16 protein-coding genes are annotated in these 15,304 nt (G+C 62.7%); 8 read left to right on the top strand and 8 right to left on the bottom strand.

The window, feature by feature from the left end; translation table 11 throughout:
* The first annotated feature begins 6 nt into the window (after nucleotides 1-6).
* Nucleotides 7-777 (top strand): peroxide stress protein YaaA, encoded by a 771-nt coding sequence (yaaA, locus tag JAB6_RS23800; RefSeq protein WP_070305032.1) that lies wholly within the window; start codon nucleotides 7-9, stop codon nucleotides 775-777.
* A gap of 37 nt (nucleotides 778-814) precedes the next feature.
* Here yaaA and JAB6_RS23795 read toward each other — a convergent pair whose 3' ends face one another.
* A complete protein-coding gene (locus JAB6_RS23795; RefSeq protein ID WP_034755339.1) occupies nucleotides 815-1,618 on the bottom strand; it encodes an outer membrane protein assembly factor BamD in 804 nt (267 codons plus the stop codon).
* 89 nt (nucleotides 1,619-1,707) lie between these two features.
* Here JAB6_RS23795 and JAB6_RS23790 point away from each other — a divergent pair, with 89 nt between their 5' ends.
* Nucleotides 1,708-2,733, top strand: coding sequence for an RluA family pseudouridine synthase (locus JAB6_RS23790; protein WP_034755341.1), 1,026 nt, complete (start codon nucleotides 1,708-1,710; stop codon nucleotides 2,731-2,733).
* Complete coding sequence (pgeF, locus tag JAB6_RS23785; protein ID WP_070305031.1) at nucleotides 2,733-3,518, top strand: peptidoglycan editing factor PgeF; 786 nt, start codon at nucleotides 2,733-2,735, stop codon at nucleotides 3,516-3,518. The genes JAB6_RS23790 and pgeF overlap by 1 nt, the downstream gene beginning before the upstream one ends.
* A 16-nt stretch (nucleotides 3,519-3,534) precedes the next feature.
* Here the strand turns inward: pgeF and JAB6_RS23780 are convergent, their stop codons facing one another.
* Nucleotides 3,535-3,768, bottom strand: a complete 234-nt coding sequence (locus JAB6_RS23780) for a hypothetical protein (RefSeq protein ID WP_254671768.1) — start codon at nucleotides 3,766-3,768, stop codon at nucleotides 3,535-3,537.
* 105 nt (nucleotides 3,769-3,873) lie between these two features.
* On the opposite strand from JAB6_RS23780, the gene phaC reads away from it, so the two are divergent.
* The 4 genes from phaC (at nucleotide 3,874) to JAB6_RS23760 (ending at nucleotide 9,207) form a co-directional block, all read left to right on the top strand.
* Nucleotides 3,874-5,589 (top strand): class I poly(R)-hydroxyalkanoic acid synthase, encoded by a 1,716-nt coding sequence (phaC, locus tag JAB6_RS23775; RefSeq protein ID WP_083292952.1) that lies wholly within the window; start codon nucleotides 3,874-3,876, stop codon nucleotides 5,587-5,589.
* Between the two features lie 224 nt (nucleotides 5,590-5,813).
* Nucleotides 5,814-6,377: a polyhydroxyalkanoate synthesis repressor PhaR gene (phaR, locus tag JAB6_RS23770; protein ID WP_010399000.1), complete on the top strand. Its 564-nt coding sequence runs from the start codon at nucleotides 5,814-5,816 to the stop codon at nucleotides 6,375-6,377.
* Nucleotides 6,378-6,571: 194 nt separating this feature from the next.
* Nucleotides 6,572-7,927: a 30S ribosomal protein S12 methylthiotransferase RimO gene (gene rimO, locus JAB6_RS23765; protein WP_128143344.1), complete on the top strand. Its 1,356-nt coding sequence runs from the start codon at nucleotides 6,572-6,574 to the stop codon at nucleotides 7,925-7,927.
* Between the two features lie 113 nt (nucleotides 7,928-8,040).
* Nucleotides 8,041-9,207: a cystathionine beta-lyase gene (locus JAB6_RS23760; RefSeq protein ID WP_070305027.1), complete on the top strand. Its 1,167-nt coding sequence runs from the start codon at nucleotides 8,041-8,043 to the stop codon at nucleotides 9,205-9,207.
* 36 nt (nucleotides 9,208-9,243) lie between these two features.
* Here the strand turns inward: JAB6_RS23760 and JAB6_RS23755 are convergent, their stop codons facing one another.
* Nucleotides 9,244-9,606, bottom strand: coding sequence for a membrane protein (locus JAB6_RS23755; RefSeq protein WP_034755352.1), 363 nt, complete (start codon nucleotides 9,604-9,606; stop codon nucleotides 9,244-9,246).
* A gap of 86 nt (nucleotides 9,607-9,692) precedes the next feature.
* On the opposite strand from JAB6_RS23755, the gene JAB6_RS23750 reads away from it, so the two are divergent.
* The gene (locus tag JAB6_RS23750; RefSeq protein ID WP_175444608.1) at nucleotides 9,693-11,585 is read left to right on the top strand and encodes a serine hydrolase; all 1,893 of its coding nucleotides are present in this window, start codon (nucleotides 9,693-9,695) and stop codon (nucleotides 11,583-11,585) included.
* 4 nt (nucleotides 11,586-11,589) lie between these two features.
* Here the strand turns inward: JAB6_RS23750 and JAB6_RS23745 are convergent, their stop codons facing one another.
* The 5 genes from JAB6_RS23745 to serB all read right to left on the bottom strand — a co-directional run bounded on the left by JAB6_RS23745 (nucleotide 11,590) and on the right by serB (nucleotide 15,288).
* Nucleotides 11,590-11,847, bottom strand: coding sequence for a hypothetical protein (locus JAB6_RS23745; RefSeq protein WP_070305026.1), 258 nt, complete (start codon nucleotides 11,845-11,847; stop codon nucleotides 11,590-11,592).
* Entirely contained in the window at nucleotides 11,844-12,698 is an 855-nt protein-coding gene (locus JAB6_RS23740) for a DUF692 family multinuclear iron-containing protein (RefSeq protein WP_070305066.1), read from the bottom strand. Before JAB6_RS23740 ends, JAB6_RS23745 begins: the two co-directional genes overlap by 4 nt.
* Nucleotides 12,688-13,611: a TIGR04222 domain-containing membrane protein gene (locus JAB6_RS23735; protein ID WP_070305024.1), complete on the bottom strand. Its 924-nt coding sequence runs from the start codon at nucleotides 13,609-13,611 to the stop codon at nucleotides 12,688-12,690. Before JAB6_RS23735 ends, JAB6_RS23740 begins: the two co-directional genes overlap by 11 nt.
* Nucleotides 13,608-14,336, bottom strand: coding sequence for a nucleotidyltransferase domain-containing protein (locus JAB6_RS29455; RefSeq protein ID WP_175444607.1), 729 nt, complete (start codon nucleotides 14,334-14,336; stop codon nucleotides 13,608-13,610). Before JAB6_RS29455 ends, JAB6_RS23735 begins: the two co-directional genes overlap by 4 nt.
* A gap of 109 nt (nucleotides 14,337-14,445) precedes the next feature.
* On the bottom strand, nucleotides 14,446-15,288 hold the full coding sequence (gene serB, locus JAB6_RS23725) for a phosphoserine phosphatase SerB (RefSeq protein WP_070305064.1): 843 nt from the start codon (nucleotides 15,286-15,288) through the stop codon (nucleotides 14,446-14,448).
* Between the last annotated feature and the right edge of the window lie 16 nt (nucleotides 15,289-15,304).

Raw genomic sequence — 15,304 nt, 5'->3', positions numbered from 1 at the left:
TAATTTATGTTGATCGTGCTTTCGCCCGCCAAGAGTCTCGACCTGGAGACGCCGCCAACAACCTCGTTGCACAGCACTCCCGATTTTCTCGACCATTCCGCCCAGCTCATAGCCCGCATGCGCCAGTTTTCGCCCGCCGAAGTGGGCAGCCTGATGGGCATTTCCGACGCCTTATCGGCTCTGAACGTGGCCCGCTACGCGTCCTGGACACCCCAGCTTGATGACGCGCGCCAGGCCATCATGGCCTTCAATGGCGACGTGTATGCCGGTTTCGAGGCGCGCAGCCTGCAGCCGTCCCAGCTCGACTATGCCCAGTCGCGCGTGCGCATCCTGTCGGGCCTGTACGGCTTGCTGCGCCCGCTGGACCTGATCCACCCGCACCGCCTGGAAATGGGCACGCGGCTGTCGACCGCGCGCGGCAAGGATTTGTATGCGTTCTGGGGCGACACCATCACCAACGGCCTGAACCGCACGGCGAAGGAGCAGGGCGCGAAAGTGCTGGTCAACCTGGCTTCCGAAGAATATTTCAAATCCGTCAAGCCGCGCCAGCTGGACGTGCCCGTCATCGCGCCCGTGTTCGAGGACTGGAAGAACGGCAAATACAAAATCATCTCGTTCTACGCCAAGCGCGCGCGCGGCATGCTGGCCCGCTATGCGGCCGTCAATCAGATCCGCGATCCCGAGCAGCTGAAGCAGTTCGACGTCGATGGTTATGCGTATGTGCCGGAGGCGTCGAACGATACTAACTGGGTGTTTCGGCGCAAAGTGGGCGAATAAGTAAAAAAACCGGGCTAGCCCGGTTTTTTATTGCAGCTTACTGCCAGAATTTCCACCACTTGCGTTCCTTATTCACCCCTTCCGGGCTGAGGAATGCCGTGTTCGGGTAGTTCTTGGTCAGCACGCGCAAGGCATCGTCGCGCAGGTCGGTCAAGCCCAGCTTGTCATACGAGCGGTACATGATAAACAGCGCTTCTTCGATGGCCGGCGAGGCACGGAAGTCGCTGACCGTCGTTTGCGCGCGGTTGGCGGCGGCCAGGTAGGCGCCGCGGCGGTAGTAATAGCGCGCCACGTGCACTTCGTATTTCGCCATGGCATCGATCAGATAGTTCATGCGGGCCAGCGAATCGGGCGCATATTTACTATTCGGGAACTTGTCGACCAGTTGCTTGAAGGCGGCAAACGCTTCGCGCGTAGCTTTCGGATCGCGCTCGGTCGGGTCTTGCTCGTACAGGAAGTTCAGGAAGCTGATCTGGTCATTAAAGCTGATCAGGCCACGCAAGTAGTACATATAGTCCACATTGGCGTGGTTCGGATGCAACTTGATGAAGCGTTCGACGGCAGCCAGTGCCTGCGCCTGGTCTCCCGACTTATAATACGCGTAAGCGATCTCCATCTGCGCTTGCAGAGCATAGTTGCCGAAAGGATAGTTAGCCTCCAGCTTCTGGAACAGGCCGATTGCAGCTTCATAGTGCTGCCCGGCCATTTCTTCACGCGCCTCCGAGTATAATTTCGTAACGGACCAGTTTTTGGTCTCATCCACTTTTTCAGGCAACAAGCTGCAAGCGGACATGCCGAGCAGAACGACTGAAGCGACTACCAACGATAATTTTTTTTGCATGACGTTTTGCAAGAAGGTTTTAACCAAGATTTTACAATAGGCTGATTATAGCCGATGGGAATGCTGTGATATTAACTCCGAAGCCTAATTTGGCTGACCCCGCGTTTGACTCCCTTTCTGACCATGCTGCCGAAGAGGCGTTTGACGGCGATTTTGCCGCCGACGACGTCTTCGAGGAAATGGCCCCGATTACATTGGAACTGACGCCGGACGCCTGCGGCCACCGCCTCGATAAAGTCATCTCCAAGCTGGTGCCGCAATACTCGCGCAGCCGCTTGCAATTGTGGCTGGAAGCCGGTTTCGTGACCGTCGATGGAAAAGTTGCCAAACGCAACATGACCGCCTATGGCGACGAAAAGATCGTCATTCTGCCGCAAAGCGCGCCGGAAGACGAGGCTTTTAAGCCGGAAGCGATGGAATTGAACATCGTGCACGAAGATGAGCATATCATCGTCATCAACAAACCGGCCGGACTGGTCGTGCATCCGGGCCCCGGCAACTGGTCGGGCACCTTGCTCAACGGCTTGCTGCACCACTGTCCGCAGCTGGCTGGCGTGCCGCGCGCGGGCATCGTGCACCGGCTGGACAAGGATACGAGCGGCCTGATGGTCGTCGGCAAGACCCTCGCTTCGCAAACGGATCTCGTGCGCCAGTTGCAGGCGCGCACCGTCAAGCGCGAATATTTCGCGCTCGTGTGGGGCACGCCGAAAATGGCGGGCACCATCGATGCATCGATCGCGCGCCATCCGCGCGACCGGGTCAAGATGGCCGTCTCGGAAAACTTTACCGCCAAACCCGCCATCACGCACTATGAATTGATCGGCAGCGGCGAACTCGACCGCCGTCCCGTGAGCCTGATGCAATGCCGCCTGGAAACAGGCCGCACGCACCAGATCCGCGTGCACATGCAGCATCTGGGGTTCGCGCTGGTCGGCGACTACGTGTACGGCAAGCAGCACCTGGTGTCCGTCTTCTCGCGCCAGGCATTGCAGGCGCGCCGCCTGGGCCTCGTGCATCCGGGCACCCTGGAAGCGTGCGAATGGATCGTGCCGCTGGCCGATGATTTCGCCGAGCTGATCGCTACCGCCGGTATTCCCGAGCCGGAACAGGTCTGATGACGTCGCCGTTGCCTTGCCTTATACCCGATTGGCCCGGCTTGCCCGCGAACGTGGGCGCGCTGGCGACCGTGCGCGCGGGCGGCGTGAGCCAGGGTCCGTATGGTGACGGGCAGGGCGGCGGTGGCTTGAACCTGGGCACGCACGTGGGCGACGAACCCGCGCACGTGGCCACCAACCGCGCGCGGCTGGCGGCCATCTTGCCCGCCGAGCCGGCCTGGCTGTCGCAGGTGCATGGCGTGGTTGTGGCCGATGCTGGCAAGCTGGACGGCCATGTGCCGGACGCCGATGCCAGTATCGCCGCCTTGCCTGGTGCCGTGTGCGTGGTGATGACGGCCGATTGCCTGCCGGTACTCTTCTGTTCGACCGATGGCCTCGTCGTCGGTGCGGCCCACGCGGGCTGGCGCGGCCTGGCCAACGGCGTCTTGCAGCGCACGGTTGCGGCAATGCGGGAGCAGGGCGCGACGGACATCCTCGCCTGGCTGGGGCCGGCCATTGGTCCGCAGCAATTCGAAGTGGGTCAGGACGTGCTGCAAGCGTTACGCGACGGCGCGCGTGATGATGTTGAACGGCAAGTATTGAGCGCCGCCTTCGTCGCCATCGCTGGCAAGCCGGGCAAATACCTGGCCGACATCTATGCGCTGGCGCGTACCATGCTGCTGCGCGATGGCGTGGCGCAAGTGGCAGGCGGGGAATACTGCACCGTCAGCGATGCGGCGCAGTTTTACTCGTACCGGCGCGATGGCGTCACGGGAAGACAGGCCAGCTTGATCTGGCGCAAATAATCTGCACGGCAGACACTTATGTGTCTGCCGTTTTTGTTTTATCGTCTGCTGAGGCTTGGGCGCGCGCCTTCTGTTCCGCGATGCGCACGGCCTTGCGTTTGCGTCGCCGCGAGCCCGTCAGATAGAATAGGATGGACAGTGGGATGACGCAGTACAGCAAGAAGGTCATCACCCCGGCGACGATGGACGGTTCCGTCAGCGCCATGAGGCCAACGACATAGATCCAGGCAACAGCGGTCATGAGCATCATTGGTATTGCCAGTCAGTAAAAGTTTGCATGCAGGTGGCCCGGAAGTAATTATTTATTAATTCTTGAATGGACTTACATATACCTATGAATATGCCCGATCCTCAAATGATGACCAAAGAATGGATGGCGCAGATCAGCAATCCTGAGCAGTGGAAGACGTGGTTCAACATGGTACCGCAGCCCCAGGGCAATCCGATTGCCGGCATTTTGCAGGATGCGGGCGCCAGCATCAAGCCGGAAGCGATCGAGCAACTGAAAAACGCCTACGTAGCCAAGCTGACGGGCTTGTGGGCCGACTTTATGGCCGGCAAGGCGCCGGAATTGAAAGACCGCCGCTTCGCCGCGCCCGCCTGGCACGCCAGCCCTTTGTCGGCCTTCAATGCGGCCGCCTACCTGCTCAATGCGGAGTTTCTCAGCGCCATGGCCGATGCCGTGGAGGCGACGCCGCACCAGAAGCAAAAGATTGCGTTTGCCGTGCAGCAAATCGTCGACGCCATGTCGCCGGCCAACTTTCTTGCCACCAATCCCGATGCCCAGCAAACCCTGATCGAGACCAAGGGCGAAAGCCTGACCAGGGGCTTGAGCAATATGCTGGCTGACATGCAGAAGGGCCGCATTTCGCAGTCCGACGAATCGGCCTTCGAAGTGGGCCGCAACGTGGCCACCACGCCAGGCACGGTGGTATTTGAAAACGCCTTGTTCCAGCTGATCCAGTACACGCCGACGACGGCCACGGTACACCAGCGGCCGCTGTTGATGGTGCCGCCGTGCATCAATAAATTCTATATCCTTGACTTGCAGCCAGAAAACTCGCTCGTGCGCTACGCGGTGGAGCAGGGCAATACCGTGTTCCTCATGTCCTGGCGCAATCCCGACATGAGCATGCAGCACCTGACGTGGGACGATTACGTCGAGCAAGGCGTGATCGAGGCGATCAAGGTGACGCAGGAAATCTCCGGCCAGGACAAGCTCAATATGTTCGGTTTTTGCGTGGGCGGCACCATCGTCTCGACGGCGCTGGCCGTGCTCAAGGCACGCGGCGAGAATCCGGCCGCCAGCCTGACCTTGTTGACCACTTTCCTCGATTTCTGCGACACGGGTGCGCTTGACGTCTTTATCGACGAGCCACAAGTGGCGCTGCGCGAGCAGTCTCTGGCCAAGGGCGGCCTGATGTCGGGCCGCGACCTGGGCAGCACTTTCTCGAGCTTGCGGCCGAACGACCTCGTGTGGAACTACGTGCAGTCGAATTACCTGAAGGGCAAGGAGCCGCCCGCGTTCGACTTGCTGTACTGGAACGGCGACGGCACGGGCTTGCCGGGCCCCATGTTCTGCTGGTATCTGCGCAACACGTACCTGGAAAACAGCCTGAAAGTGCCGGGCAAGCTGACGGTGGCCGGGGAAAAGGTCGACCTGAGCAGCATCGACGCGCCCGCTTTCATCTACGGTTCGCGCGAAGACCATATCGTGCCTTGGGGCGCGGCCTACGCCAGCACGGCCTTGCTGAATCCGAAAAACCCGAAAGCCAACCGCTTTATCCTCGGTGCCTCGGGCCATATCGCCGGCGTGATCAATCCTGCCTCGAAGAAAAAGCGCAGTTACTGGAGCAATGACAAGCCACGCACGGCGAAAGCCAAGCCTTTGACTGCCGAGCAATGGATGGAAGGCGCGACCGAGCACGTGGGCAGCTGGTGGCCCGAATGGGCGGCCTTCCTGGCCGAACACGGCGGCGCCCAGGTGAAGGCACCGGGCAAGCCAGGCAACAAGCGCCACGCGGCTATCGAGGCGGCGCCGGGCCGGTATGTTAAAGTCAGAGCGGATTAATTCACAAAGCGTTTTTGCTGACAAGACCGGCGTAATCTCCGGTCTTGTCAGGAATCTACTTTTAGTTGCGTTGCAATAAATGCGGGAATCTACTACCCTGATGTGCAATGGAGTTGTTTTCCACTCTATAATGCAAAAAGTAGGCAGGTGCGAAAGCGGACCCTGGTTCGCTTTTTTTTCGAATCAACTCAGTATGCGCTGCGGCGCAATAAGTGGAACTTGTGATGAGTAGTGCAAAAAAAAGTATAGACCGCCTGATTAAAAAATATCCCAACCGCCGTCTGTATGACACGCAAACCAGTTCCTACATCACCTTGACGGACGTCAAGCAGCTGGTGTTGGACAATGAGGTGTTTACCGTCGTCGATGCCAAATCCAATGAAGATTTGACGCGCAGCATCTTGCTGCAAATCATTCTGGAAGAGGAGGCGAACGGCGCACCGATGTTCTCGAGCAGCGTGTTGTCGCAGATCATCCGCTACTATGGCCACGCCATGCAGGGCATGATGGGATCCTACCTGGAAAAGAACGTGCAAGCGTTCACCGATATCCAGCACAAATTCACGGGCACCTCGGCCGGCAGCTTCGAAGGCAAGCCATTCAGCCCTGAAATGTGGACCCAGTTCATGAATGTCCAGGGCCCGATGATGCAAGGCATGATGAACAACTACATCGACCAGAGCAAGAGCCTGTTCGTGCAGATGCAGGAGCAGATGCAAAGCCAGAGCAAGAATCTGTTCGGCACGTTCCCGTTTGTTCCGCCTGTCCCGCCAACGGACAAGAAATAGTCTATGCCACACGCTCACCGGGCGATTTGATCGCCCGTGAGTTGTATCGGCGTCATCAAAACAGCATAGTTCTGCCAGCAAGGAGCGGCTCGGGGTACAATAGCCGATTCGCCTCACCATTTTACTAGCTGCCAACTATGTCTGAAATTCACCGTATTCCTGTTCCTTCCGCCCAGCCCGAGGCCATGCTGGCCATGCCAGGTGCGGCGCCGAAAGTGGGCTTTGTCTCGCTCGGCTGCCCGAAAGCGCTGGTCGACTCCGAACAAATCCTGACCCAACTGCGCGCCGAAGGCTACGAAACGGCGAAATCCTACGCTGGCGCCGATCTGGTGATCGTCAATACCTGCGGTTTTATCGATGCCGCCGTACAAGAGTCGCTCGACGCCATCGGCGAAGCGCTGGCTGAAAACGGTAAAGTGATCGTCACCGGTTGCCTGGGCGCCAAGAAAGATGCTGCCGGCGACGACATCATCATGAAGGTGCACCCGAAAGTGCTGTCCGTCACGGGCCCGCACGCTTTGGCCGAAGTGATGGACTCCGTCCACTTGCACCTGCCGAAGCCGCATGCGCCATTCCTCGACCTGGTGCCGCCGCAAGGCGTCAAGCTGACGCCGAAGCACTATGCCTACCTGAAAATTTCCGAAGGCTGCAACCACCGCTGCAGCTTCTGCATCATCCCGTCCATGCGCGGCGACCTCGTTTCGCGTCCGATCGGCGAACTGATGATCGAAGCGGAAAACCTGTTCAAGTCCGGCGTCAAGGAATTGCTGGTCATTTCGCAAGATACGTCGGCGTATGGCGTGGACGTGAAATTCCGCTCCGGCTTCTGGAATGGCCGTCCCGTGAAGACCCACATGACGCAGCTGACGGAAGCGCTGGGCGAATTGGCCAAGTCCTACGGCGCCTGGGTGCGCTTGCACTATGTGTATCCGTACCCGCACGTGGACCAGATCATCCCGATGATGAGCGGCGGCCACATCCTGCCTTACCTCGATATTCCGATGCAGCATGCGCACCCTGACGTCCTGAAACGCATGAAGCGTCCGGCCAGCGGCGAGAAAAACCTCGACCGCATCCAGGCCTGGCGCGCCATCAATCCGGACCTGACGATACGCTCGACCTTTATCGCCGGTTTCCCGGGCGAAACGGAAGCGGAATTCGAGTACCTGCTCGACTTCCTCAAGGAAGCGCAGATCGACCGCCTCGGCTGCTTCGCCTATTCGCCTGTCGAAGGCGCGACGGCCAACGCCATCGCCAACCCCGTGCCGGAAGAGCTGCGCGAAGAGCGCCGCGGCCGCGTCATGCTGCTGCAGGAAGAAATCTCCAAGAAACGCCTGCAAGCCAAGGTCGGCAAGACCGTGCGCGTGCTGATCGATGAAGTCACCCGCTCCGGCGGCGTGGGCCGCTCGTCCGCCGATGCGCCGGAAATCGATGGCGTCGTGTATGTGAAGCCTCCGTTCGAGCCGCACCGCAAGCTGGCGGTGGGCCAATTCGTCGACGTGACCATCACGTCCGCGGATGCGCATGACTTGTGGGGCGCTGCGGAATAAAAATTTTATGCAGGTGTAACACTCTGTCATACGTACGGCAGGCAAGGGCATAAGCCCTTACAATCAAGGCGGACCAGCACAGGCTGATCCGCCTTTTTTTATTTCCCGACGCCATGACCACACCCAAATCTCCGCAAACCGCGCTGATCCACAGCGATTACCAGGCGCCGCAAGGCTTTGCCGCGTTCCCGAACGCCATCCATCACGCATCGACCGTGCTGTTCAAGGACGTCGCGGCCATGCGTTCGGGCGACTGGAAAGACAAGAACGCCTACACCTACGGCTTGCACGGCACGCCCACCACCTTCACCCTGGAAGCGCGGCTGGCCGAAATCGAAGGGGGACAATACTGCCTGCTGGCGCCGTCGGGCCTGGCGGCCATTGCCATGGCGGACTTTGCGTTGCTGATAACGGGTGACGACGTTTTATTGCCGGAAAATATATACAATCCGAACCGCGAGCTGGGGCGCTGGCTGTCGCAGGACTTCGGCATCACGGCCCGCTATTACGATCCGCTGATCGGCGCAGGCATCGCCGCCCTGATCCAGCCAAACACCAAACTGATCTGGACCGAAGCGCCAGGTTCCGTGACGATGGAAGTGCCGGACTTGCCCGCCATCTGCGCGGCCGCCCATGCGCGCGGCGTGCTGGTGGCCTTGGACAACACCTGGTCGGCGGGCTTGGCCTTGCGCGGCTTCGACCTGGGCGTGGACATCATCATGCAGGCGCTGACGAAATACCAGTCGGGCGGCTCGGATGTGCTGATGGGCGCGCTGATCACGCGCGAGCGGGCGCTGCACGACCGCCTGGCGCAGGCGCACATGCGTCTGGGCATGGGCGTGGGGGCGGACGATGCCTACCTGGTGCTGCGCGGCTTGCCCACCATGAAGCTGCGCTTCGACGCCCACGACGCGGGCGCGCGCACGGTGGCCGCCTGGCTCAAGGGGCGCGGCGAGATCGCCACGGTACTGCATCCGGCGTTCGCCGATTGCCCGGGCCACGCCATCTGGCAGCGCGATTTCACGGGCGCGGGCGGCCTGTTTTCCGTACTGTTCGATGCCCGCTACACGGAGGCGCAGACGGACCGCTTCGTCGATGCCTTGCAGTTGTTCAAGATTGGCTACAGTTGGGGTGGTGCGAACAGCCTGGTGATGCCGTACCGCATCGCGGCCATGCGCAAGGGCTGGCAGATGCCGGGACAGCTGGTGCGCCTGAACGTGGGGCTGGAAGATCCGCAGGACTTGATCGCCGATATCGAACGGGCGTTCGCGGCGATGTAGGCGGCGGCAAGCCGTTGGCTTGCCGCGAAGCACTTGTTACATGGGCACGGGCTTGTTGTTGTTCAGGTCGAGGAAGCCGCGCAGCAAGCGGTACGCTTTCCACAGCCAGGCCACGCCCCACACGATGATGGCCAGCGGAATGCCGATCAGCGTGACCCACAGGATGGCGCCGACGACGACCCAGGCCACATACCACCAGAAGGAACGGATCATCCAGCTGTGATGGCTGTACACGAAGGTCCCGGCCGCCTCGTCCCGCTTCACGTAATTGATGATGAGCGGAATGAAGGAAAACGCGCCCAGCGAAAACACGAAGCTGGCGCCATGTATCAGGTACAACCACCAGGCCAGGTTTTTGGTCTGCTGGAGTTGGGTATCCAAAATAATATCTTGTGACATGAAAGCTCCCGTCGTTGCTCAATTTTTAATTGTAACAAGCAAAGCGGCGCAGCAGCGCAGTCCATGGAAAAAGGCAGAATACATTGTTGAAACGAGATCGATATCCCACTGTGGCCGCGCGCGCGAGGTCATGGCTGCAGCGCGCCGTGCCAGCCTTGCTGCTGTGCTGTGCCACCGTGGCTCATGCTGCCGGCCCCACCCTGGAGGCGGAGTTCGCCGCCGGCTTGAAGGACGAGGGCCTGGCGGGCGCCGTCTGGAGCGAAGTCTTGCCTGACGGAACAGTCAAGGTCGGCGCGTCCGGCTTGCGCGATGCCGCCAAGAACATACCGATGCAGACCGACACGCGCATGCAGGTGGGCTCCGTGGGCAAGGTGGCGCTGGCGCTGGGCGTCTTGCGCCTGGTCAGCGAAGACAAGCTCACGCTCGACACGCCATTGCAGCAGGTGCTGCCGGAACTGGCGCTGAAAAACCCGTGGCAAGGCAGCGACCCCGTGCGCATCCGCCACCTGCTCGCGCATACGTCGGGCCTCGATAACGTGCGCTTCTGGCAGGCCTTCAGCCTGAACCCGGCGCCGGAGACGCCACTGGCCGAGGGCTTTGACGGTGGGCGCAATCTGCTGCGCGTGCGCGCGCGGCCCGGCAGCCGCTATGCGTACTCGAACATGGGCTATGGCTTGCTGGGCATGGTGATCGAGAAGGTCACGGGCCAGCCGTATGAACGCTACCTCGACGCGCAGCTGCTGCAACCGCTGGGCATGGCGGACAGCACGTTTGCCTATGTTACGCAAATGAGTACGCAAATGAGCACCCAGGCGGGAGCGCATGCGGACCCGCGCCTGGCCATGGGCCACTTCGAGCATGGCGTGGCGCAGCCGGCCGTGCCCCAGTATTTGCGTCCGGCCGCGCAATTTACCACCACGGCGGCCGACATGGCCAAGCTGGCGCAGTTCCTGATGGGCGATGGCAAGCTGCAGGGCGCGCAGTTCATCGACCTGGCGCTGATGGGCGCCTTGTCCGAACCGGCCGGCACGGATGCGGCGCAGGCGGGCCTGGCAACGGGTCACGGCCTGGCGCTGGCCGTACGCGACCGCCATAACGTGGTGGGTGCCTGCCATCCCGGCACGACTGTCGGTTTTCGCGCCATGCTGTGCATCTACCCGGAGCAGGACAGCGCCTTCTTCGTGGCCTTCAATACGGATGCAGAGCAGGCCGACTATGAGCGCTTCAACCGCCTGCTGCTGCGCGACCTGGAACTGCCGCTGCGCGCGCCGGCCCCGCGCGGCACGCCCGCGCCCACGGTGGAAAACTGGCAGGGCGTCTACGTGCCGTCGCCCAGCCCCATGGCCAGCATGGCCTGGGTCGACGCCGTCTTCGGCTTTACGCGTGTGAAATGGGATGGCGAGTCGCTGTTCCTGATCCCGTTCCAGGGCGAGCCGAAGGAGCTGGAACCGGTGGGCGGCCTGCTGTTCCGCGCCAGCGACCGCAGCACGCCATCGCACGTGCTGATGCAGGAGGATGGCAAGCATGTGCTCAGCGACGGCTTGCGCAGCTATGAGCGCGCGTCGATGCTGCGCATGCTGGTGCTGTGGGGCAGCCTGGCCCTCGGGGCGGCCGGCTTGCTGTACGTGCTGCTGGTGGGCGTGTGGCGGGCCGCGCGGCGCAGCCTGGAACGGGGCGACCATCTGTTCGCGCCTTTGCTGGCCATGCTGGCGCTGCTCTTGCCGCTGCCGTTTTTCTATTTCCAGTCTTATCTGCGCCTGGGCGACGTCACCATCGCCAGCGTGTTGCTGGCATTGACGACGGGCGCGCTGCCGCTGGCGACGGCGTTCGGCCTGGCCCGCTGCTGGCGCAGCCGCGGCACGGCGGCCGAGGCGGGCTCGCTGGCGAAATGGGATTGGGTGGCCTTGCTGGCGGCCTTGCAACTGCTGCTGGTGCTGGCTTGGTGGGGCTTGCTGCCGCTGCGTATGTGGCAGCTGTAAGCTGTCAGGTCCAGGCAGCCAGCAGCTTGCGCCACCAGCGTTGCGCCGGCCTGGGTTGGCCACTGTGCGCCGCCCGCTTGGCGCGGTAGCTCGCTGCCGCCATTTGCAGGCCGATGCGGTCCATTGCCGCCATCGCCTCCGCTTCCTGCGGCGACAAGCCATGCAGCAAGGCTTGCGCGCGGGGATCGAGCAGGAAGGCGGCACGCAAGGCGTCGTCCGTGTACAGCCTTGCCAGATAGGTTTCCAGTGCGGGGGAACTCATGCGGCTCGCCCCGCGCGCAAGGCCGCGCGCGCCAGTTCCAGCTGGCCCAGCACATGCTTGAACGACGGGTAATTGCCGTCGCGTTCGACGATTACCGTCAACGGTCGCCGTGCATGGCGCGCCAGCACGGTCAACAGATCGAAGACTTCGGGCGGCACGTCGTGCAGGTGGTCGTCCAGCAAGCGCTGGCCACCGCCCGGCGCAGCGATCCAGTGGCCGCCGCTCAGGTGCACGGCGCCGACCCTGTCCAGCGGCAGGCGCAGCAGCAGTTCCTGCGGCGACTCGCCAGCATTGACGGCATTCGCATACAGGTTGTGCAGGTCGAGCAGCAGCGGCACTTGCGCGCCGTGGATAATCTGCGCCACCCACTCGGCTTCGTCCATGGTGCTGGCAGGCGGCTGGACCAGGGTGGCGATGTTTTCCATCAGCGGCGCGCTGCCGACGATGCGCGTGGCCAGCGCGATATTGGCGATGGCGCCGGCGGCGCTGTGCGGCGTGCGCGGCGGTGCCGCCAGGTGGCCGATCTCGATGCCGCCGGCGCGCACGAAACTCAGGTGCTCGGACCACGATTCCGCCTGCACCGCTTGCATCAGGCGCGCCATCGCATGCAGGCGGCGCGGGTTGGCGGGAATCGTCGAGGCCAGCCCCATGCCCACGCCATGCAGGCTGACCGGCACCTGGCGCGCCAGGCTGCGCAAGGCCGAAATGCCGGCGCGCGAGGCGCCGTAATAATCGTCGGCGATCACTTCCAGCACGTCGATTCGCGCCAGGTTGGACAGGATGCCGGCAGCCAGTTCGCCGCGCCAGCCCAGGCCGACGCGGTCGCGCGTGGCGTCCTTGCTAACTGCCACAGCCGCCGCCACCGCCGCAACCGCCACAGCCGCTGCCGCCGCCGTCACCGCCACCGCCGCCCGATGACGAGTCGCCCGAGTCGCCCGTGCTGCTGGACGAGGAGTCGCCACCGCCATTTTGCCGGGGCGCCGGATACAGCTCGGCGACATAGGCGTACACGGACAAGGGCAGGGCGCCGATGCCGAAGATGGCGGCCAGCAGGGCCATGTCGGCACTGCTGCTGCCCGCCTGCAGGCGCGCCGAGCGCATGTTCAGGCGGCCGAACAGCATGCGCAGGTCGGTCAGCAGCCGCTGCGCGCTCCAGCTGGTCGCCTGGGTGCGCAAGCCGCGCAGCATGAGGAGAAAAATCGCCAGCAGGGCCGCCAGGAACAGCAGATTGTAGTGCTGGCGGCTGATGGCGATGACGGCTTTGACGCCGGCCACCGTCACCAGCAGCCAGTGCGCGGCCCAGGTGATGCGTTCGCGCCGGCGCAGCAGCGGCGGGCCGACCAGCAATTCCTGCTGCGTCAACGTCTCCTGGTAGGCGCGGCACGATGGCAGCATGTCGGCCTGCACGGCCAGTTCCTTGCTGTGGCCCTGGCGGCCCAGGTACAGCCGCAGCACGTCGCGTTCGATGTCGTGGCTGGCAAAGCGCAGGCTGTCGGCGCTGGCCGTTTCCAGCAGCGGGCCGTCGGCGCGCAGCAAGCCGCGGTCGACCAGCACGATGGCGGCGATCTTCACGGCTTCGAGCGCGCCGCCACGCAAAAAAGCAATGCGGTAGGGATCATCGGCCAGCGACAGCTGGGCGTGCGGATTGCGCAATTCCATGCGGATCAGCAGCTCGCGCGCCAGGTAGTACACGAGCGTGCCGAAGATCAGGTAGGCCAGCAGGAACGATGGCCCGCTCCAGTCAAAAGGATTGTAGCCGTTCACCGCATCTGCTCCGCGTGTTCGCGCAGGCGTTCGGTAATCGCCATCAGGCTTGTGAAGGCGGGGAGGGCCTGCCCCGGCGCCAGGCGCGCCGTTTCGCGCGCGGCCGACATGGTGTGCAAAGCCACGTGCAGGGCCGGGTCGCCCAGCTGGTCGACAAATGCTTCGAGCGCCTGCTTGCCGGACTGCGCAGGTTTGCCCTCGAGCTGCGCCAGCGAGGCTGCCGCCGAACGCAGGGGACCGGCCGCATCGGCGATGGCGCCGGCCAGCTGTTCTTCAGTCAGGCTTAGGAGCATATAGCGTTCGCGCATGCGCAGCTGCTGGTTCAGCAGCACTTGCCGCAGGCGGCGCAGCACGGCGTCGCGGCTCGTGTGCAGGCTGGCGAAAGGATCAACGCCATGCAGCACCCGGTGGCGCGCGATGATGTCGGCGAACTTGACGGCGAAGGCGTCGGCGGCCTGGGGCAATTCGCTTTCGAGCAGGAACATCACCTGCAAATCGATGGCGGCGTGCGCCAGGCGCAAGGGGCCGCGCAGCGCATCGGCCGATGCGGGCGTAAAGCGCTTGAGCAGCAACAGCAGGTTGACGTCGGAGGTGGCGCGCAGCTGGCCATCGGCGGCCGAGCCAAACAGCACGGCGGCGGTCAGGTCGGCGCCGAAGGCCGTTTGCGCGGCGGCGACGAATATATCGAGGTGGCGTTGTATTTCTTCTGGCAGCGGTGGCGGCATGCGGTGTTCTTTCACGATGGGCTGGCGGGGTGATCACAAGTTTGCAATATAGCAAACTTGTGCCGCCGTGCGCGCACCGCCCGCCAGATAGCGCCAAGCTGGCGCCGACTCAGCTCAAGACGTTGAGCAAACCATCGAGTCCCACGAAGTTCAGCGCCACGTCGGCCTGGGAGCGCACCACGGGCTTGGCGCGGAAAGCGACGGACAGGCCGGCGATGCCCATCATCTTCAAATCGTTGGCGCCGTCGCCCATGACGATGGCCTGCGATGGCGTAATGCCCATCTCTGCGCACACGCGCTCCACTGTGCGCTGTTTTTCCTCGGCGTCGACGATGCCGCCCAAGACTTTGCCCGTCAGCTTGCCGTCGATGATTTCCAGTGCGTTTGCATGCGTGTAGTCGAGGCCCAGGCGTTCCTTCAGGCGTTCGGTGAAGAAGGTAAAGCCGCCCGACACCAGCAGGGTTTTCAGGCCGGCCTTTTGCACGGCCGCCAGCATGGCTTCCGCGCCCGGCGACAGCTTCAAACGCTCGTCGTAGACGCGCTGCAGGGCCGACGCATCGAGGCCTTCGAGCAGGGCCACGCGCTGTTTCAGGCTGGCCGCAAAATCGAGTTCACCGCGCATGGCCGCTTCCGTGATGGCCGCCACCTGCGGTTTCAAACCCTGCATGTCGGCAATTTCATCGATGCACTCGATGGTGATCAGGGTCGAATCCATGTCCATCGCCACGAGCTTGAATTCGCTGAGTTCGCGCTGTCCCATCATATAGGTGGCGTCCAGCTGCGCCGCCTGGGCCGCCACTTCGATCGTGGGGCGCAGCGCGGGCGAATAGGCGATCTGTTCGCAGCGCACGGCGTTCGGGCCGAGGCGCGTGACGGACGTTGGCGCGGCCAGCGCGGCGATGCGTTCGAGGCGGGCGCTATCGCCGTCCAGGCCCTGCAGGATCAGATTCATGGTGATGGTCTTGGTA

This window comes from Janthinobacterium sp. HH104, from assembly GCF_001758715.1.
Taxonomy (GTDB): domain Bacteria; phylum Pseudomonadota; class Gammaproteobacteria; order Burkholderiales; family Burkholderiaceae_D; genus Janthinobacterium; species Janthinobacterium aestuarii.
Note: the sequence above shows the minus strand (reverse complement) of the source record. Positions and strands in the feature narration are given on the sequence as shown.

Bases quoted from the DNA above. Each gene is read 5' to 3' on its own strand.
- yaaA (WP_070305032.1), top strand. From the start codon at position 7: ATGTTGATCGTGCTTTCGCCCGCCAAGAGTCTCGACCTGGAGACGCCG.
- JAB6_RS23795 (WP_034755339.1), bottom strand. From the start codon at position 1,618: ATGCAAAAAAAATTATCGTTGGTAGTCGCTTCAGTCGTTCTGCTCGGC.
- pgeF (WP_070305031.1), top strand. From the start codon at position 2,733: ATGACGTCGCCGTTGCCTTGCCTTATACCCGATTGGCCCGGCTTGCCC.
- JAB6_RS23780 (WP_254671768.1), bottom strand. From the start codon at position 3,768: ATGATGCTCATGACCGCTGTTGCCTGGATCTATGTCGTTGGCCTCATG.
- phaC (WP_083292952.1), top strand. From the start codon at position 3,874: ATGATGACCAAAGAATGGATGGCGCAGATCAGCAATCCTGAGCAGTGG.
- phaR (WP_010399000.1), top strand. From the start codon at position 5,814: ATGAGTAGTGCAAAAAAAAGTATAGACCGCCTGATTAAAAAATATCCC.
- rimO (WP_128143344.1), top strand. From the start codon at position 6,572: ATGCCAGGTGCGGCGCCGAAAGTGGGCTTTGTCTCGCTCGGCTGCCCG.
- JAB6_RS23760 (WP_070305027.1), top strand. From the start codon at position 8,041: ATGACCACACCCAAATCTCCGCAAACCGCGCTGATCCACAGCGATTAC.
- JAB6_RS23755 (WP_034755352.1), bottom strand. From the start codon at position 9,606: ATGTCACAAGATATTATTTTGGATACCCAACTCCAGCAGACCAAAAAC.
- JAB6_RS23745 (WP_070305026.1), bottom strand. From the start codon at position 11,847: ATGAGTTCCCCCGCACTGGAAACCTATCTGGCAAGGCTGTACACGGAC.
- JAB6_RS29455 (WP_175444607.1), bottom strand. From the start codon at position 14,336: ATGCCGCCACCGCTGCCAGAAGAAATACAACGCCACCTCGATATATTC.
- serB (WP_070305064.1), bottom strand. From the start codon at position 15,288: ATGAATCTGATCCTGCAGGGCCTGGACGGCGATAGCGCCCGCCTCGAA.